Consider the following 17,331-nt stretch of genomic DNA (forward strand, 5'->3'; position numbering starts at 1 on the left):
CACCGACAACCACCTGATGCTGATCAGCCTGGTGCGCCAGGGCCTGACCGGCAAGGAAGCCGACGCCGCCCTCGGCCGGGTCGGCATCACGGTGAACAAGAACGCCGTGCCGAACGATCCGCAGAGCCCGTTCGTCACCTCCGGCATCCGCATCGGCACCCCGGCCATCACCACCCGCGGGCTGCAGGAAGCGCAGAGCCGCGAACTGGCTGGCTGGATCTGCGACATCCTCGACCACCTCGGCGATGCCGACGTGGAGGCCAAGGTCGCCACCCAGGTCGCCGGTCTCTGCGCGGACTTCCCGGTCTATCGCTGAGCCCCCCGAAGACGGTCGGGGAGCCCGACGCGCCCCGGCCCAACCCTCTCCGCGGGAGAGGGAGCAACAGTTCAGGAGCATCCACATGCAACGCTACTCCGGCTTCGGCCTGTTAAAGCATTCACTGAGCCATCACGAGAACTGGCAACGCATGTGGCGCACGCCCACGCCGAAGCCGGTCTACGACGTGGTCATCGTCGGCGGCGGCGGGCACGGCCTGGCCACCGCCTACTACCTGGCCAAGGAACACGGCATCAGCAACGTGGCGGTAGTCGAGAAAGGTTGGCTGGGCGGCGGCAACACCGCGCGCAACACCACCATCGTGCGCTCCAACTACCTGTGGGACGAGTCCGCGCTGCTCTACGAACACGCGATGAAGCTGTGGGAGGGCCTGTCCCAGGACCTCAACTACAACGTGATGTTCTCCCAGCGCGGGGTCTACAACCTCTGCCACACCCTCCAGGACATGCGCGACGGCGAGCGCCGGGTCAGCGCCAACCGCCTCAACGGCGTCGACGGCGAATTGTTGAACGCGCAGCAGGTGGCGGAGGAGATTCCCTACCTGGACTGCAGCAAGAACACCCGCTACCCGATCATGGGCGCGACCATCCAGCGTCGCGGCGGCGTCGCCCGCCATGACGCGGTGGCCTGGGGCTTCGCCCGCGCCGCCGATGCCCTCGGCGTGGACCTGATCCAGCAGACCGAAGTCACCGGCTTCCGCAAGCAGGACGGCGCGGTGATCGGCGTCGAGACCAACCGCGGCTTCATCGGCGCGCGCCGTGTCGGAGTGGTCACCGCCGGCAACTCCGGGCACATGGCCAGGCTCGCCGGCTTCCGCCTGCCGCTGGAGTCGCACCCGTTGCAGGCGCTGGTCTCCGAGCCACTGAAGCCGATCATCGACAGCGTGATCATGTCCAACGCCGTGCATGGCTACATCAGCCAGTCGGACAAGGGCGACCTGGTCATCGGCGCCGGCATCGACGGCTACAACGGCTACGGCCAGCGCGGCTCTTACCCGGTGATCGAGCACACCCTGCAAGCCATCGTCGAGATGTTCCCGGTGCTCTCGCGGGTACGCATGAACCGCCAATGGGGCGGCATCGTCGACACCACCCCGGACGCCTGCCCGATCATCGGCAAGACTCCGGTGCAGAACCTGTTCTTCAACTGCGGCTGGGGCACCGGCGGCTTCAAGGCCACTCCCGGCTCCGGAAACGTCTTCGCCGCCACCCTGGCCAAGGGCGAACCGCATCCGTTGGCCGCGCCCTTCTCCATCGAACGCTTCCACAGCGGTGCGCTGATCGACGAGCACGGCGCGGCGGCAGTGGCGCACTGACAAAAGCCGCCCGCAGGGCGAAATCCGCTGCCCCTCGCCCTTCAGGGAGAGGGTGCCGGTCAACCGGCAAGAACAGTTTCCGGAGGCTACAAAATGCTGAATATCTTCTGCCCCCACTGCGGCGAACTGCGTTCCGAAGAGGAATTCCACGCCAAGGGTCAGGCCCACATCCCGCGCCCGCTCGACCCGAACGCCTGCAGCGACGAGGAATGGGGCGACTACATGTTCTTCCGCGACAACCCGCGCGGCCTCCATCACGAGCTGTGGGTGCACGCCGCCGGCTGCCGCAAGTACTTCAACGTCACCCGACATACGGTGACCTACGAGATCCTCGAGACCTACCTGATCGGCGAGCAGCCCAGCGTCGTCGCCGACGGTGAGAAGAAAGCCGCCGTACAAGGGGAACCGGCATGAGCCAGATCAATCGCCTGTCCAGCGGCGGCCGCATCGACCGCAACCGCCCGCTGACCTTCAGCTTCAACGGCCAGCACTACCAGGGCTATGCCGGCGACACCCTGGCCGCCGCGCTGCTGGCCAACGGCGTCGACATCGTCGGCCGCAGCTTCAAGTACTCGCGGGCGCGCGGCATCGTCGCCGCCGGCGCCGAGGAGCCCAACGCGATCCTGCAGATCGGCTCCCGCGAAGCCACTCAGATCCCCAACGTACGCGCCACCCAGCAGGCCCTCTACGGCGGCCTGGTGGCCACCAGTACCAACGGCTGGCCGAACGTGCAGAACGACCTGATGGGAATCTTCGGCAAGGTCGGCGGCAAGCTGATGCCGCCCGGTTTCTACTACAAGACCTTCATGTACCCGCAGTCGATGTGGATGACCTACGAGAAGTACATCCGCAAGGCCGCCGGCCTGGGCCGCGCGCCGACCGAGGTCGATCCGGACAGCTACGACTGGATGAACCACCACTGCGACGTGCTGGTGGTCGGCGGCGGCCCGGCCGGCCTGGCCGCCGCCCTCGCCGCCGCTCGCAGCGGCGCGCGGGTGATTCTCGCCGACGAGCAGGAAGAGTTCGGCGGCAGCCTGCTGGACACCCGCGAGACCCTCGACGGCAAGCCCGCCGCCGAGTGGGTCGCGGACGCCGTGGCCGAGCTGCAAGGCCTGCCGGAAGTCATCCTGCTACCGCGCTCCACGGTCAACGGCTACCACGACCACAACTTCCTCACCATCCACGAGCGGCGCACCGACCACCTCGGCGAGGTCGCCCCGCTCGGCCAGGTCCGCCAGCGCGTGCACCGCGTACGCGCCAAGCGCGTGGTACTGGCCGCCGGCGCCCATGAGCGGCCGCTGGTCTACGGCAACAACGACCTGCCCGGCAACATGCTCGCCGGCGCGGTTTCCACCTATGTACGGCGCTACGGCGTGGCACCGGGCAAGAAACTGGTGCTGGCCACCAACAACGACTACGCCTACCGCGTCGCCCTCGACTGGCAGGAAGCCGGCCTGCAAGTGGTGGCCATCGCCGACGCCAGGGCCAATCCGCGCGGCGAGTGGGTCGAGGAAGCACGCCAACGCGGTATGCGGGTGATCACCGGCAGTTCGGTGATCGAGGCTCGCGGCGGCAAGCGGGTCAGCGGCGCCAAGGTCGCCCGGATCGACCTGCAGGCCATGCGCGCCAGCGGCGGCGAATGGCTGGACTGCGACCTGATCGCCAGCTCCGGCGGCTACAGCCCGGTCGTGCACCTGGCCTCGCACCTGGGCGGCAAGCCGGAATGGCGCGAGGAAATCCTCGCCTTCGTCCCCGGCGAAGGCCTGCAGAAGCGCATCTGCGCCGGCGCCGTGAACGGCGTGTTCGGGCTCGCCGAGGTGCTCGCCGACGGCTACCAGGCCGGGAGCCGCGCCGCCCTCGACGCCGGCTACAAGACCGCCGCCGGCAGCCTGCCGAAGGTCCAGCCGCGCCGCGAGGAAGCACCCGTCGCGCTGTTCCAGGTGCCCCACGAGAAGCCCACGGCACGCGCACCGAAGCAGTTCGTCGATCCGCAGAACGACGTCACCGCCGCCGCCATCGAACTGGCCTGCCGCGAGGGCTTCGAGTCCATCGAGCACGTCAAGCGCTACACCGCGCTGGGCTTCGGCACCGACCAGGGCAAGCTGGGCAACATCAACGGCCTGGCGATCGCCGCGCGGGCCCAGGGCAAGAGCATCGCCGACACCGGCACCACCATGTTCCGTCCGAACTACACCCCGGTGACCTTCGGCGCCGTCGCCGGCCGCCACTGCGGGCACCTGTTCGAACCGGTGCGTTTCACCGCCCTGCACGCCTGGCACGTGAAGAACGGCGCCGAGTTCGAGGACGTCGGCCAGTGGAAGCGGCCGTGGTACTTCCCGCGCCGCGGCGAGGACATGCACGCCGCCGTGGCCCGCGAATGCCGCGCGGTGCGCGAGGCGGTCGGCCTGCTCGACGCCTCGACCCTGGGCAAGATCGACATCCAGGGCCCGGACGCGCGGGAGTTCCTCAACCGGGTCTACACCAACGCCTGGACCAAGCTCGACGTCGGCAAGGCGCGCTACGGCCTGATGTGCAAGGAAGACGGGATGGTCTTCGACGACGGCGTGACCGCCTGCCTGGCCGACAACCACTTCGTCATGACCACCACCACCGGCGGCGCCGCCCGCGTACTGGAGTGGCTGGAGCTGTACCACCAGACCGAATGGCCGGAGCTGAAGGTGTACTTCACCTCGGTCACCGACCACTACGCGACCCTCACCCTGTCCGGCCCGAACAGCCGCAAGCTGCTCGCCGAAGTCACCGACATCGACCTGGACAAGGATGCCTTCCCCTTCATGACCTGGAAGGAAGGCAAGGTCGCCGGGGTGCCGGCGCGGGTGTTCCGCATCTCCTTCACCGGCGAGCTGAGCTACGAGGTGAACGTCCAGGCCGACTACGCCATGGGCGTGCTCGAAGCGCTCGCCGAGCACGGTGCGAAGTACGGCCTGACGCCCTACGGCACCGAGACCATGCACGTCCTGCGCGCCGAGAAGGGCTTCATCATCGTCGGCCAGGACACCGATGCCTCGGTCACCCCGGACGATCTCAACATGGGCTGGGCGGTGGGCCGCAGCAAGCCGTTCTCCTGGATCGGCTGGCGCGGCATGAACCGCGCCGACTGCCTGCGCGAGGATCGCAAGCAACTGGTCGGACTCAGGCCGAGCAACCCGCAGGAGGTACTGCCCGAAGGCGCGCAACTGGTGTTCGACACCCAGCAGGCGATCCCGATGAAGATGGTCGGCCACGTCACCTCCAGCTACATGAGCGCCAGCCTCGGCCACGGCTTCGCCCTGGCGGTGGTGAAAGGCGGCCTCAAGCGCATGGGCCAGAAGATCTACGCGCCGCTGGCGGACGGCCGCTTCATCGAGGCGGAGATCTGCTCCTCGGTGTTCTACGACCCCAAAGGGGAGCGGCAGAACGTGGATTGACCGGAGAGGGATGCGCTCCTCTCCCCGGCCCTCTTCCCGAAGGGAGAAGGCAGACAGGCTACCAGGGCGCTCGGCGCCCCAAGGTGAAAACGAATGAGCAAGGCAAACGTCTACCAGCAACGCCCCGAACCCGGCGTCCACGCCGAATCGCCGCTGCACCATGCCGAGCTGCACAAGCTCGCCGGCAAGACCGCCGCGAAGGCCGGTATCGTCCTGCGCGAGAAGAAGCTGCTCGGCCACCTGGTGCTGCGCGGCGATGCCGCCGACCCGGCCTTCGCCGCCGCCGTGCACCAGGCCCTCGGCCTGGAACTGCCGGTGGCCCTGACCCTGGTCGCCAGCGGCGAGACCTCGCTGCAATGGCTGGCCCCGGACGAATGGTTGCTGATCGTCCCCGGCGGCGAGGAATACGCCGTCGAACAGCGCCTGCGCCAGGCCCTGGGCGAGGAGCTGCACTACGCGGTGGTCAACGTCAGCGGCGGGCAGACGCTGCTCGAACTGAGCGGAGCGAACGTCCGCGAACTGCTGATGAAATCCACCAGCTACGACGTGCATCCGAGCAACTTCCCGGTGGGCAAGGCGGTCGGCAGCATCTTCGCCAAGTCGCAATGCGTGATCCGCCATACCGGCGAGGACACCTGGGAGCTGGTCGTGCGCCGCAGCTTCGCCGACTACTTCTGGCTCTGGTTGCAGGACGCCAGCGCCGAATACGGCCTGCAGGTAGCGGCATGAGCAGCCTTCCCCTCTCCCCGAGAGGGGATACCGGACCCGGAGCCTCGCGATGAGCCGTACCCCCGACACCTGGATCCTCACCGCCGACAGTCCCAGCCTGCTGGGCACCGTCGACGTGGTGACGCGCTACCTCTTCGAGCAGCGCTGCTACGTCACCGAGCACCACTCGTTCGACGACCGCCTGGCGCAACGCTTCTTCATCCGCGTGGAGTTCCGCGCCGGCGACGGCTTCGACGAAGCCTCCTTCCGCGCCGGACTGGCCGAACGGGTGGCACCGTTCGGCATGCGTACCGAGCTGACCGCGCCGGGCTACCGCAGCCAGGTGGCGATCATGGTTTCCAAGGCCGACCACTGCCTGAACGACCTGCTCTACCGCCAGCGCATCGGCCAGTTGCCGATGGACGTGGTGGCGGTGATTTCCAATCACCCGGACCTGGAGCCGCTGGCGCGCTGGCACGGCATTCCCTACCACCACTTCCCGCTCGACCCGAACGACAAGCCGGCCCAGGAAGCCAGGGTCTGGCAGGTGCTCGAAGAGAGTGGCGCCGAGCTGGTGATCCTCGCTCGCTACATGCAGGTGCTGTCGCCGGAACTGTGCCGGCGCCTGGACGGCTGGGCGATCAACATCCATCACTCCCTGCTGCCCGGCTTCAAGGGCGCCAAGCCGTACCACCAGGCCTACCAGAAGGGCGTGAAGCTGGTCGGCGCCACCGCCCACTACATCAACAACGACCTCGACGAAGGGCCGATCATCGCCCAGGGCGTCGAGACGGTCGACCACGCCCACTACCCCGAGGACCTGATCGCCAAGGGCCGCGACATCGAGTGCCTGACCCTGGCGCGGGCGGTGGGCTACCACATCGAGCGGAGGGTATTCCTCAACGCCAATCGGACCGTGGTGCTGTAAGCGCGCCCTCTCTTCCCAACCCTCGCTGAAGGAAGAGCGCCAGGGAGAGGGGCGCTTCCCACGGCCTCGCGACCCGAGCAACACCGACAGCCCGCCGGCTGCCAGCATTCTCCGGCCCTGTCGCGCAACAGACGACTTTCCAGTGCAAAGCCGCGCGGCCGTGGACGCCGCGCATTTGTACCCACAACGACAAAGAGGAAACGCGTATGTCTGGCAATCGTGGTGTGGTCTATCTCGGCCCGGGCAAGGTCGAGGTGCAGAACATTCCCTATCCGAAGATGCAGGACCCGCAGGGCCGGCAGATCGACCACGGGGTGATCCTGCGGGTGGTCTCCACCAACATCTGCGGCTCCGACCAGCACATGGTGCGCGGCCGCACCACCGCGCCGGAAGGCCTGGTGCTGGGCCACGAGATCACCGGCGAGGTGGTGGAGATCGGGCGTGGCGTGGAAACCATGAAGATCGGCGACCTGGTCTCGGTACCGTTCAACGTCGCCTGCGGCCATTGCCGTACCTGCAAGGAACAGCACACCGGCGTCTGCCTGACGGTCAATCCGGCGCGTGCCGGCGGCGCCTACGGCTACGTCGACATGGGTGGCTGGGTCGGCGGCCAGGCCGAATACGTGCTGGTGCCCTACGCCGACTTCAACCTGCTGAAACTGCCCAACCGCGAAGCGGCGATGGAGAAGATCCGCGACCTGACCTGCCTTTCGGACATCCTCCCCACCGGCTACCACGGCGCGGTCACCGCCGGCGTCGGCCCGGGCAGCACGGTCTACATCGCCGGCGCCGGTCCGGTCGGCCTGGCCGCGGCGGCCTCGGCACGCCTGCTCGGCGCGGCGGTGGTGATCGTCGGCGACGTCAACCCGACCCGCCTGGCCCACGCCAAGAAACAGGGCTTCGAGATCGCCGACCTGTCCAAGGACACCCCGCTGCACGAACAGATCGCCGCTCTGCTGGGCGAGCCGGAGGTCGACTGCGCGGTCGATGCGGTCGGTTTCGAGGCGCGCGGCCACGGCCATTCGGGCTCGCAGCAGGAAGCCCCGGCCACCGTGCTCAACTCGCTGATGGGCATCACCCGGGTCGCCGGCAAGATCGGCATTCCCGGCCTGTACGTCACCGAAGACCCGGGCGCGGTGGACGCGGCCGCCAAGCACGGCGCCCTGAGCATCCGCTTCGGCCTGGGCTGGGCCAAGTCGCACAGCTTCCATACCGGCCAGACCCCGGTGATGAAGTACAACCGCCAGCTGATGCAGGCGATCATGTGGGACCGGATCAAGATCGCCGACATCGTCGGGGTGGAAGTCATCACCCTCGACGATGCGCCGAAAGGCTATGGCGAGTTCGACGCCGGGGTGCCGAAGAAATTCGTCATCGACCCACACAACCTGTTCCGCGCGGCCTGAACCTCCGGCAACAACCGACGCGGCCCACGGGCCGCGTCGTCGTTGGCGCTATCCGGGGGAACTGCCGGCGATAAAATGGATCGGTGATACTGCTGCCATCCATTCGCCTCCCGGAGACCGCCATGAACACCGATAGCCCGATCAACCGCGTCGAACAGGTACAGGTCGACGACCTGGCCTGCTGGCGCATCCACACCGCCCATGGCGAGGCGCTGATCGCCCAGCAGGGCGCGCAACTGCTCAGCTACCAGCCCCACGAACAGCCGCCGCTGGTCTGGCTCAGCGACGAGGCCGGCTACCGGCGCGGGCAGTCGGTACGCGGCGGGGTGCCGGTGTGCTGGCCGTGGTTCGGTCCGCTGGAGCGCAACCCGCAGGAAGTCCGCGGCCAGGTGGAAGATGGCCTGAAGGCGCCCGCCCACGGGCTGGTCCGGGCAGTCGACTGGGAAATCGACGACATCGCCGAGGAGGACGGCGACCTCTGCGTCAGCTTCCGCCTCGACGCCCCCGATGGCCTCCCCGGCTGGCCGCACCCGGCGGCGCTGCGCATGCTGTTCCGCTTCGGCGAGCGCCTGACCCTGCGACTCACCAGCGAGAACCTCGGCAGCAAGCCGCTGGTGCTCAGCCAGGCACTGCACACCTACTTCGCGGTCAGCGACAGCCGCGAGATCGCCATCGAGGGCCTGGAAGGCGCGCGCTACATCGAGACCCTGGAGAACTGGGAAGAACGCACTCAGCACGGCGCGGTACGGGTCAAGGGCGAACTGGATCGCATCTACCTCGGTCTCGAACGCGACCTGCTGATCAAGGACCCGCGCTGGGAACGCAGCATCCACCTGCACGCCCTCGACTCGCGCTCGGCGGTGGTCTGGAACCCCTGGGTGGACAAGTCCCGGCGTCTCTCACAGTTCGCCGACGACGCCTGGCAGCAGATGCTCTGCATCGAGACCGGGCGGGTCTGGGACGACCTCATGGTGGTCGCCCCCGGGCGCAGCGAAAGCTTTGGCGTGCAGATCTGGAGCGAGCCGCTGAAACGGCCCTGAGCGGGACGGCGAGCGGACGGGGCGGCTCGCGTCGTCCGCCATAGGCCGTTGCGCAGGTGCCGGCCCTACAGGTCCGCTTCCTCCACCACCTTCACCCGCGCCTTGTCGATGGCGTAGGCGGCATCGGCCAGGTCATTGCTCACCTGCTCGATCTTCAGCGTGCCGCTGACCCACAGCGGGGTGTAGATATCGGTCAGCTTCAGCCCCTGTGGATAATGCACCAGGACGATCTGGTTCGGCGGCGGCGGCGGCACGTGGATGCAGGCGCCCGGATAGGGCACCAGGAAGAATTCGGTGACGCGGCCCTTGGCGTCGTTCTCCAGCGGCACCGGGTAGCCGCCGAGGCGGATCGCCTTGCCATCCAGGCTGGCGACGGTCTTGGCCGAATACATCACCGCCGGCATCTTTCGGTCCGACTGCTTCAGGCCCCCCTTGCTGGTGAAGGTGCCGGCGGCCTCCGGGGTGTCGTGGATGATGTCGGGCATTTCTTCCAGCGCCTTGCGGTCGGCCGGCGGCATCAGTTCCAGCCAGTCGGTCTCGGGCAGTTCGGCGTGGGCCAGGGGTGAGGACAACAGGGCGAGCAGCAACAGGCGGGCGAACGGGAAGCGGCGCATGATGGCGGGAATACCGGCGAAGTGAGGAAACGCCGGCCCCCGCGGGGGCCGGCCAGAGCCATCAATTCTTCTTGATCAGGCCGTAAATGACCAGCAGTACGACGGCGCCGACCACCGCGCCGATGAAACCGGCCGCCTGACCGGCCTGGTAGAAGCCGATCGCCTGGCCGCCGTAGGTGGCCAGCAGCGAACCGCCGATGCCGAGCAGGATGGTCATGATCCAGCCCATGCTGTCGTCACCTGGCTTCAGAAAGCGTGCAACGAGACCAACGATCAGTCCGACGATGATGGTTCCGATTAATCCCATGACAGTCCCTCCTTACGGGTGTATGCGCATGTATTGCGCCTGCCATGGGACAGTGTAGAAAAGCCTTGGGTTCAGTGCCGCCCGCCAACCCAAGGATGGGCGGACGGCAATCGCTCACGCCTCGATCAGCGCCTCGACCTCGGCGATGCGCGCCTGCAGCGTCGCCCGGTCGGCACAGCGCAGGGTGGCATGGCCAACCTTGCGGCCGTTCTTGAAGGCCTTGCCGTAGTGATGCAGGTGGCAGTCGGCGACGGCGACCACCTGAGCCACCGGGGGCACCGCGCCGATGAAATTGAGCATCGCGCTCTCGCCGACCTTGGCGGTCGAGCCCAGCGGCAGGCCGGCGACGGCGCGCAGGTGGTTCTCGAACTGGCTGCACTCGGCGCCTTCGATGGTCCAGTGCCCGGAGTTGTGCACGCGCGGGGCGATCTCGTTGGCCTTCAGGCCGCCGTCCACCTCGAAGAACTCGAAGGCCAGCACGCCGACGTAGTCGAGCCGGGCCAGCACACGGCCGACGTAGTCCTCGGCCAGCGCCTGCAACGGATGCGCGCTGCTGGCCACGGAGAGCTTGAGGATGCCGCTGTCGTGGGTGTTGTGCACCAGCGGGTAGAAACGCGTCTCCCCATCGCGAGCGCGCACCGCCACCAGCGAGACTTCCCCGGTGAACGGCACGAAGCCCTCGAGGATGCACGGCACGCTGCCCAGTTCGGCGAACGCGCCCTGCACGTCGGCCGGCTGGCGCAGGACCTTCTGGCCCTTGCCGTCGTAGCCCAGGGTGCGGGTCTTGAGCACCGCCGGCAGGCCGATGGCGGCTGCGGCGGCATCGAGGTCGGCCTGGGACTGGACGTCGGCGAAGTCCGGAGTGGGAATGCCGAGGTCCTTGAACATCGACTTCTCGAACCAGCGGTCGCGGGCGATGCGCAGCGACTCGGCGTTCGGGTAGACCGGCACGAACTGGGAGAGGAAGGCCACGGTTTCCGCCGGCACGCTCTCGAACTCGAAGGTCACCAGGTCGACCTCGTCGGCCAGTTGCCGCAGGTGCTCCTGGTCGCCGTAGTCGGCGCGGATGTGCTCGCCCAGGGAGGCCGCGCAGGCGTCCGGCGCCGGGTCGAGGAAAGCGAAGTTCATGCCCAGCGGGGTTCCCGCCAGGGCCAGCATGCGGCCCAGCTGGCCGCCACCGATGACACCGATTTTCATGGTTCGAGCCTTACCTTCTCAGAGCCTGTCTCACGCATCGCGCGGGTCGGGATTGTCCAGCACGGTTTCGGTCTGGTTGGCGCGGAACTGCTTCAGCGCCTCGTGGTACTGCGGGTGCTTGGCGCCGAGGATGCTCGCCGAGAGCAGCGCCGCGTTGACCGCGCCGGCCTTGCCGATGGCCAGGGTGGCGACCGGTACGCCGGCGGGCATCTGCACGATGGAGAGCAGCGAGTCGACACCCGACAGCATCGACGACTGTACCGGCACGCCGAGTACCGGCAGGTGGGTCTTGGCCGCGCACATGCCCGGCAGGTGGGCGGCGCCGCCAGCGCCGGCGATGATCACTTCGAGGCCGCGGCCTTCGGCTTCCTCGGCGTACTGGAAGAGCAGGTCCGGGGTGCGGTGGGCGGAAACCACCTTCACTTCGTAGGGGATGCCCAGCTTGTCCAGCATGTCCGCGGTGTGACTGAGGGTGCTCCAGTCCGATTTGGAACCCATGATCACGCCAACCAGTGCGCTCATCGTCGTGCCTCTCTCAAATGCGCCGTCCGGCGCGTCAGAAACCAACAAGCCACGCTTCGTCGAGGGGCGTGGCTTGTACTGGGCCGAGCCGGCGGGCAGTGCCGGTTCGAAGGCGGCGCAGTATACCGCAAAGGCAGGCCGGGCGCGCGCCGGGGGCTACCGTCCGTCCCGTTTTTTCGCGCCATGGCGGGAAACTTGCCGCAACTCAATGCGCGCCTGCCACGAGCGGCCAGACTGGTTGTCGCGGCGCGCTCCGAGGGAGCGGCGGCCGCGCCGGTTCCGCAGCCTGTCGCGGTGCCCGTCAAAGGCGCCGCGACAGGCGCTCAGCCCCGTCCAAGGAGATGACCATGACCCTGCCACAGACCATGAAAGCCGCGGTCGTGCACGCCTACGGCGCGCCGCTGCGGATCGAGGAAGTCAAGGTTCCGCTGCCCGGCCCCGGGCAGGTACTGGTGAAGATCGAAGCCTCCGGCGTCTGCCACACCGACCTGCACGCCGCCGAGGGCGACTGGCCGGTGAAGCCGCCGTTGCCGTTCATTCCCGGTCACGAAGGCGTCGGCTACGTCGCCGCGGTGGGCAGCGGAGTGACCCGGGTGAAGGAAGGCGACCGGGTCGGCATCCCCTGGCTGTACACCGCCTGCGGCTGCTGCGAGCACTGCCTGACCGGCTGGGAGACCCTCTGCGAGAGCCAGCAGAACACCGGCTACTCGGTGAACGGCGGCTATGCCGAATACGTATTGGCCGACCCGAACTACGTCGGAATTCTGCCGAAAAACGTCGAATTCGCTGAAATCGCGCCGATCCTCTGCGCCGGCGTCACCGTCTACAAGGGGCTCAAGCAGACCAACGCGCGCCCCGGCCAGTGGGTGGCGATCTCCGGCATCGGTGGCCTCGGCCACGTCGCCGTGCAGTACGCCAGGGCCATGGGCCTGCACGTCGCCGCCATCGACATCGACGACGCCAAGCTGGAACTGGCGCGCAAGCTCGGTGCCAGCCTGACGGTCAACGCCCGGCAGGAAGACCCGGTGGAGGTGCTCCAGCGCGACATCGGCGGCGCCCACGGGGTGCTGGTCACCGCGGTATCCAACAGCGCCTTCGGCCAGGCCATCGGCATGGCGCGCCGCGGCGGCACCATCGCCCTGGTCGGCCTGCCGCCGGGTGACTTCCCGACGCCGATCTTCGACGTGGTGCTCAAGGGCCTGCACATCGCCGGCTCCATCGTCGGCACCCGCGCGGACCTTCAGGAAGCCCTCGACTTTGCCGGCGAAGGCCTGGTCAAGGCGACCATCCATCCGGGCAAGCTGGACGACATCAACCAGATCCTCGACCAGATGCGCGCCGGGCAGATCGAGGGGCGCATCGTCCTCGAGATGTGACCTGCGGGGCGGCGTCCCGGCGCCGCCCTTGCCTGTCTACTCGACGCTGCCCAGCCCGCCTTCCAGCTTGCGCCAGAGCAGGCGGATCGCCGCCTTGCGTACCAGCGCGCAGCGGTACAGGCGGATTTCCTGCGGCACGAACCATTGCGGCCCGCCACAGATCGCCAGCTCACCGCGCTCCAGTTCGTTGACCACGCTCAGCCGTGGCACCCAGGCCACGCCCATGCCTTGCAGCGCCATGCTCTTCAGGCTGTCGGCCATCGCCGTCTCGTAGACCGTGGTGTAGCGCAGGTTGCGCTGGCGCAGCAGCAGGTTGACCCCGCGGCCGAGGAAGGCGCTGGCGCTGTAGGCGAGCAGCGGCACGCTCTGGCCGTTCTCCAGGTCGAACAGCGGCTGGCCCTCGGCGTTCACCGCGCAAACCGGCAGCATCTCGGTGCGCCCCAGGTGCAGCGAGGGGAAGATCTCCGGGTCCATCTGCAACGCGGCGTCAGGGTCGTAGAACGCCAGCATCAGGTCGCAGCTACCCTCGCGCAGGGAATGCACCGCCTCGCCGACGTTGGTGGCGATCAGCCGGCTGGCGATGTTCAGCCCCTCGTTGCGCAGCCGCGCGATCCACTGCGGGAAGAAGCCCAGCGCCAGCGAGTGGGCGGCGGCGAACTGCAGCACCTCGCCCTGCCCGCCTTCCAGGTGGTGCAGGTGGCGCACCACCTGGCCGAGCTGCTCGACCACGCTGCGCGCGGTGACCAGGAACAGCTGCCCGGCCTCGGTCAGTTCCACCGGCGTGCGCTGGCGATTCACCAGGGTCAGGCCGAGGGCGTCCTCCAGGCTGCGAATGCGCCGGCTGAAGGCCGGCTGGGTGACGAAGCGTTTCTCCGCCGCCTGGGAAAAGCTGCGGGTGCCGGCCAGGGCGATGAAATCCTCCAGCCACTTCAGTTCGAGGTTCACGACGGGAAAGGCTCCGGTAATGCGATGACACGTCCGCCATCATACCAGCGTCACATCCAACATTATGCCGTTTGTGCATGAGGCAGCGTTTAACAGCATTGGCCACGAAATCGTCACATCCTTAGTCTAGTGGGCATCGCGGCACTGGCCGTGTCCCTCTGAGACAAATCCCGTCATGTCCCCCGTTGCATCTTCCCGTATCGAGAAAGACCTGCTCGGCACCCTCGAAGTGCCCGCTGACGCCTACTACGGCATCCAGACCCTGCGCGCCGTGAACAACTTCCGCCTCTCCGGGGTGCCGCTGTCGCACTACCCGAAGCTGGTCGTTGCCCTGGCCATGGTCAAGCAGGCCGCCGCCGACGCCAACCGTCAGCTCGGCCATCTCCCGGAAGACAAGCACGCCGCCATCAGCGAGGCCTGCGCCCGCCTGATCCGCGGCGATTTCCACGAGCAGTTCGTGGTGGACATGATCCAGGGCGGCGCCGGCACCTCCACCAACATGAACGCGAACGAAGTGATCGCGAACATCGCGCTGGAAGCCATGGGCCACACCAAGGGTGAGTACAAGTACCTGCACCCGAACAACGATGTGAACATGGCGCAGTCGACCAACGACGCCTACCCGACCGCCATCCGCCTGGGCCTGCTGCTCGGCCACGACACCCTGCTGGCCAGCCTCGACAGCCTGATCCAGGCCTTCGCCGCCAAGGGCGTCGAATTCGCCGGCGTACTGAAGATGGGCCGCCCCCAGTTGCAGGACGCCGTGCCGATGACCCTCGGCCAGGAATTCCACGCTTTCGCCACCACCCTCGGCGAAGACCTCGACCGCCTGCGTCGCCTGGCGCCGGAGCTGCTCACCGAAGTGAACCTCGGTGGCACCGCCATCGGCACCGGCATCAACGCCGACCCCGGCTACCAGAAGCTCGCCGTCGAGCGCCTGGCCGCCATCAGCGGGCAGCCGCTGAAGCCGGCCGCCGACCTGATCGAAGCCACCTCCGACATGGGCGCCTTCGTGCTGTTCTCCGGCATGCTCAAGCGCACCGCGGTCAAGCTGTCGAAGATCTGCAACGACCTGCGCCTGCTCTCCAGCGGCCCGCGCCCCGGCATCAACGAGATCAACCTGCCGCCGCGCCAGCCGGGCAGTTCGATCATGCCGGGCAAGGTCAACCCGGTGATCCCGGAAGCGGTCAACCAGGTCGCCTTCGAAGTGATCGGCAACGACCTCGCCCTGACCCTGGCGGCCGAAGGCGGCCAGTTGCAACTGAACGTGATGGAGCCGCTGATCGCCTACAAGATCTTCGACTCGATCCGCCTGCTGCAACGCGCCATGGACATGCTCCGCGAACACTGCATCACCGGCATCACCGCCAACGTCGAGCGCTGCCACGAACTGGTCGAGCACAGCATCGGCCTGGTCACCGCGCTGAACCCGTACATCGGCTACGAGAACTCCACGCGGATCGCCAAGACCGCCCTTGAGAGCGGCCGCGGCGTACTGGAACTGGTACGCGAGGAAAAGCTGCTGGACGAAGCCACCCTGGCCGACATCCTGCTGCCGGAAAACATGATCGCGCCGCGCCTGATTCCACTGCGCGCCTGATCCGATACGAGATCGAGCGCGCCCAGGTCCGGCTATCGACGCAGCCGGGCCGCAGCGCAGCCGATCGAAGAAGGCTCACCGGTAGAGGGGGAGTACTACCCCCTCGACCTTTAGGGATGGATACCCTTCATCCCTTCTTTTATACCCGGCGCCCCGGCCCAGCCGCGGCGCCACGCTCACCGGTCGAGAGGGATACCAACTTTCCCTCTCTACACTCTGAGGGGCACGGCGACCTGCGGTGTCCCTTCTTTTTTTCACCGCTCAAGACGGCCCGCAGATCTTCCCCGTTGCCGAGGTGTTGTGTGGCTGCGCTCACCTGTGGATAACGTCCGCGTCATACGTCCTACGAAGGCATATCCCCTCTCAACACCCCGTCAACCCTTGCTCCCGCCGCTCCTCCGGGAAGAAATAGGGCCTCAATACCCGTACCCCGACGCTGTTGCCGGCAAACGCCGCCACCAACCACAACCAGCCATGCAGGCTGCCGGACGCGATCCCGCTGAAATACGCGCCGATGTTGCAGCCATAGGCCAGGCGCGCGCCGTAGCCGAGCAGCAGCCCGCCGATCACCGCCGCCGCCAGCGAACGGCGCGGGATGTCCAGGTTCGGCGCGAAGCGTCCGGCCAGGCCGGCGGCGAGCAGCGCGCCGAGGACGATGCCGATGTCCATCACGCTGGTGATGTCTTCCCACAGCGGCGCGGCCAGCGCCTTGGCGTTCGCCGGCGTCTGCCAGAAGGCCCAGGCGCCGACGTCCAGGCCCACGCCCTGGGCGATCTTCGCGCCCCACAGGGCGAAGGCCGACGTGATGCCCCAGGGGCGTCCGGCGAGGTACAGGGTGAGGAAGTTGAGCAGCGCCAGCGCCAACGCGCCCCAGACCAGCGGCCAGGGGCCGCGGAGGAAGCGCCGCCAACCCCGCCATTCGGCGCTCGGCGGGGTTTCCAGGGTGCCGTGGCGGGCCTTCTCCATGCGTACCGTGACCCCGGCGATGCCGATGAACACCGCCAGGCTCAACACCAGCGCCGGTGCCAGGCCCAGTTCGGCGACCAGCGAGATCGGCGGCAGCGACGGCAGGGCGAACCACCAGCCGACATGCTGGGTGGCGATCAGCGAGCCGAGGATGAAGAACAGCAGGGTCACCAGCATCCGCGCGTTGCCGCCGCCGACGGTGAACAGGGTGCCGGAGGCGCAGCCGCCGCCCAGTTGCATGCCGATGCCGAAAATGAAGGCGCCGACGATCACCGAAGTACCGACCGGCGAGACGAAACCGCTCACCGGCTGGCCGAACAGGCTGCCCGCCGCCAGCGCCGGGAAGAACAGCAGCACCGCCAGCGCCAGCATCACCATCTGCGCGCGCAGCCCGGCGCCGCGCCGTTCGCGGATGAATACCCGCCAGGCGGAGGTGAAGCCGAAGGCGGCGTGGTAGAGGGTCAGGCCCAGGGCGCCGCCGACGATGAAGAGGATGGCCTGGCGCGCGCTGACCGCGTTGAACAGGAACAGCCCGCCGAGCACCAGCAGGGCGAAGGCGATCAGGGGGGCGGCGAGCTTGCGCTCGGGCGCGGCGGAAAGGGCGACACTCATGGCTACTCCTGGGCGCGAGGGTGATCCGGG

The 17,331-nt window shown here is 67.9% G+C and carries 15 protein-coding genes and 1 pseudogene; 10 read left to right on the forward strand and 6 right to left on the reverse strand.

The window, feature by feature from the left end; all coding sequences use genetic code 11:
• The 8 genes and pseudogenes from glyA to HMPREF2716_RS10955 all read left to right on the forward strand — a co-directional run.
• Positions 1-316: pseudogene (gene glyA / locus HMPREF2716_RS10920) on the forward strand (serine hydroxymethyltransferase); the annotation flags it as partial.
• An 85-nt stretch (positions 317-401) separates the two neighbouring features.
• The gene (locus tag HMPREF2716_RS10925) at positions 402-1,652 is read left to right on the forward strand and encodes a sarcosine oxidase subunit beta (protein ID WP_003096779.1); all 1,251 of its coding nucleotides are present in this window, start codon (positions 402-404) and stop codon (positions 1,650-1,652) included.
• 93 nt (positions 1,653-1,745) lie between these two features.
• Positions 1,746-2,066, forward strand: coding sequence for a sarcosine oxidase subunit delta (locus HMPREF2716_RS10930; RefSeq protein ID WP_003161125.1), 321 nt, complete (start codon positions 1,746-1,748; stop codon positions 2,064-2,066).
• Positions 2,063-5,080 (forward strand): sarcosine oxidase subunit alpha, encoded by a 3,018-nt coding sequence (locus HMPREF2716_RS10935; protein ID WP_023518212.1) that lies wholly within the window; start codon positions 2,063-2,065, stop codon positions 5,078-5,080. The genes HMPREF2716_RS10930 and HMPREF2716_RS10935 overlap by 4 nt, the downstream gene beginning before the upstream one ends.
• Before the next feature lie 93 nt (positions 5,081-5,173).
• Complete coding sequence (gene soxG / locus HMPREF2716_RS10940) at positions 5,174-5,809, forward strand: sarcosine oxidase subunit gamma (protein WP_003096784.1); 636 nt, start codon at positions 5,174-5,176, stop codon at positions 5,807-5,809.
• A gap of 49 nt (positions 5,810-5,858) precedes the next feature.
• Positions 5,859-6,716 (forward strand): formyltetrahydrofolate deformylase, encoded by an 858-nt coding sequence (locus HMPREF2716_RS10945; RefSeq protein WP_003096786.1) that lies wholly within the window; start codon positions 5,859-5,861, stop codon positions 6,714-6,716.
• A gap of 206 nt (positions 6,717-6,922) precedes the next feature.
• The gene (gene fdhA, locus HMPREF2716_RS10950) at positions 6,923-8,122 is read left to right on the forward strand and encodes a formaldehyde dehydrogenase, glutathione-independent (protein ID WP_003096788.1); all 1,200 of its coding nucleotides are present in this window, start codon (positions 6,923-6,925) and stop codon (positions 8,120-8,122) included.
• Between the two features lie 83 nt (positions 8,123-8,205).
• On the forward strand, positions 8,206-9,162 hold the full coding sequence (locus HMPREF2716_RS10955; RefSeq protein WP_003122353.1) for a D-hexose-6-phosphate mutarotase: 957 nt from the start codon (positions 8,206-8,208) through the stop codon (positions 9,160-9,162).
• 65 nt (positions 9,163-9,227) lie between these two features.
• Here HMPREF2716_RS10955 and HMPREF2716_RS10960 read toward each other — a convergent pair whose 3' ends face one another.
• The 4 genes from HMPREF2716_RS10960 to purE all read right to left on the reverse strand — a co-directional run bounded on the left by HMPREF2716_RS10960 (position 9,228) and on the right by purE (position 11,802).
• Entirely contained in the window at positions 9,228-9,776 is a 549-nt protein-coding gene (locus HMPREF2716_RS10960; RefSeq protein ID WP_003106310.1) for a DUF3299 domain-containing protein, read from the reverse strand.
• A 61-nt stretch (positions 9,777-9,837) separates the two neighbouring features.
• Complete coding sequence (locus tag HMPREF2716_RS10965) at positions 9,838-10,083, reverse strand: GlsB/YeaQ/YmgE family stress response membrane protein (protein WP_003096795.1); 246 nt, start codon at positions 10,081-10,083, stop codon at positions 9,838-9,840.
• Positions 10,084-10,197: 114 nt separating this feature from the next.
• Positions 10,198-11,280, reverse strand: coding sequence for a 5-(carboxyamino)imidazole ribonucleotide synthase (locus HMPREF2716_RS10970; RefSeq protein ID WP_003117624.1), 1,083 nt, complete (start codon positions 11,278-11,280; stop codon positions 10,198-10,200).
• Positions 11,281-11,310: 30 nt separating this feature from the next.
• Entirely contained in the window at positions 11,311-11,802 is a 492-nt protein-coding gene (purE, locus tag HMPREF2716_RS10975; protein WP_003106314.1) for a 5-(carboxyamino)imidazole ribonucleotide mutase, read from the reverse strand.
• Positions 11,803-12,149: 347 nt separating this feature from the next.
• On the opposite strand from purE, the gene adhP reads away from it, so the two are divergent.
• The gene (gene adhP, locus HMPREF2716_RS10980) at positions 12,150-13,178 is read left to right on the forward strand and encodes an alcohol dehydrogenase AdhP (protein WP_003096816.1); all 1,029 of its coding nucleotides are present in this window, start codon (positions 12,150-12,152) and stop codon (positions 13,176-13,178) included.
• A 36-nt stretch (positions 13,179-13,214) separates the two neighbouring features.
• On the opposite strand, the gene HMPREF2716_RS10985 is transcribed toward adhP, so the two are convergent.
• Entirely contained in the window at positions 13,215-14,123 is a 909-nt protein-coding gene (locus tag HMPREF2716_RS10985; RefSeq protein ID WP_003096819.1) for a LysR substrate-binding domain-containing protein, read from the reverse strand.
• 175 nt (positions 14,124-14,298) lie between these two features.
• Here HMPREF2716_RS10985 and HMPREF2716_RS10990 point away from each other — a divergent pair, with 175 nt between their 5' ends.
• Positions 14,299-15,723 (forward strand): aspartate ammonia-lyase, encoded by a 1,425-nt coding sequence (locus HMPREF2716_RS10990; protein ID WP_070621890.1) that lies wholly within the window; start codon positions 14,299-14,301, stop codon positions 15,721-15,723.
• 363 nt (positions 15,724-16,086) lie between these two features.
• Here HMPREF2716_RS10990 and HMPREF2716_RS10995 read toward each other — a convergent pair whose 3' ends face one another.
• Positions 16,087-17,301 (reverse strand): YeeE/YedE family protein, encoded by a 1,215-nt coding sequence (locus tag HMPREF2716_RS10995; protein WP_003106317.1) that lies wholly within the window; start codon positions 17,299-17,301, stop codon positions 16,087-16,089.
• Positions 17,302-17,331: the final 30 nt, after the last annotated feature.

The sequence above is a fragment of the Pseudomonas sp. HMSC076A11 genome, from assembly GCF_001810205.1.
Classification (GTDB): Bacteria; Pseudomonadota; Gammaproteobacteria; order Pseudomonadales; family Pseudomonadaceae; genus Pseudomonas; species Pseudomonas aeruginosa.

What these genes read in the sequence shown, in the direction of transcription:
- HMPREF2716_RS10925 (WP_003096779.1), top strand. Translation starts at nt 402, where the DNA reads ATGCAACGCTACTCCGGCTTCGGCCTGTTAAAGCATTCACTGAGCCAT.
- HMPREF2716_RS10930 (WP_003161125.1), top strand. Translation starts at nt 1,746, where the DNA reads ATGCTGAATATCTTCTGCCCCCACTGCGGCGAACTGCGTTCCGAAGAG.
- HMPREF2716_RS10935 (WP_023518212.1), top strand. Translation starts at nt 2,063, where the DNA reads ATGAGCCAGATCAATCGCCTGTCCAGCGGCGGCCGCATCGACCGCAAC.
- soxG (WP_003096784.1), top strand. Translation starts at nt 5,174, where the DNA reads ATGAGCAAGGCAAACGTCTACCAGCAACGCCCCGAACCCGGCGTCCAC.
- HMPREF2716_RS10945 (WP_003096786.1), top strand. Translation starts at nt 5,859, where the DNA reads ATGAGCCGTACCCCCGACACCTGGATCCTCACCGCCGACAGTCCCAGC.
- fdhA (WP_003096788.1), top strand. Translation starts at nt 6,923, where the DNA reads ATGTCTGGCAATCGTGGTGTGGTCTATCTCGGCCCGGGCAAGGTCGAG.
- HMPREF2716_RS10960 (WP_003106310.1), bottom strand. Translation starts at nt 9,776, where the DNA reads ATGCGCCGCTTCCCGTTCGCCCGCCTGTTGCTGCTCGCCCTGTTGTCC.
- HMPREF2716_RS10965 (WP_003096795.1), bottom strand. Translation starts at nt 10,083, where the DNA reads ATGGGATTAATCGGAACCATCATCGTCGGACTGATCGTTGGTCTCGTT.
- HMPREF2716_RS10970 (WP_003117624.1), bottom strand. Translation starts at nt 11,280, where the DNA reads ATGAAAATCGGTGTCATCGGTGGCGGCCAGCTGGGCCGCATGCTGGCC.
- purE (WP_003106314.1), bottom strand. Translation starts at nt 11,802, where the DNA reads ATGAGCGCACTGGTTGGCGTGATCATGGGTTCCAAATCGGACTGGAGC.
- adhP (WP_003096816.1), top strand. Translation starts at nt 12,150, where the DNA reads ATGACCCTGCCACAGACCATGAAAGCCGCGGTCGTGCACGCCTACGGC.
- HMPREF2716_RS10990 (WP_070621890.1), top strand. Translation starts at nt 14,299, where the DNA reads ATGTCCCCCGTTGCATCTTCCCGTATCGAGAAAGACCTGCTCGGCACC.
- HMPREF2716_RS10995 (WP_003106317.1), bottom strand. Translation starts at nt 17,301, where the DNA reads ATGAGTGTCGCCCTTTCCGCCGCGCCCGAGCGCAAGCTCGCCGCCCCC.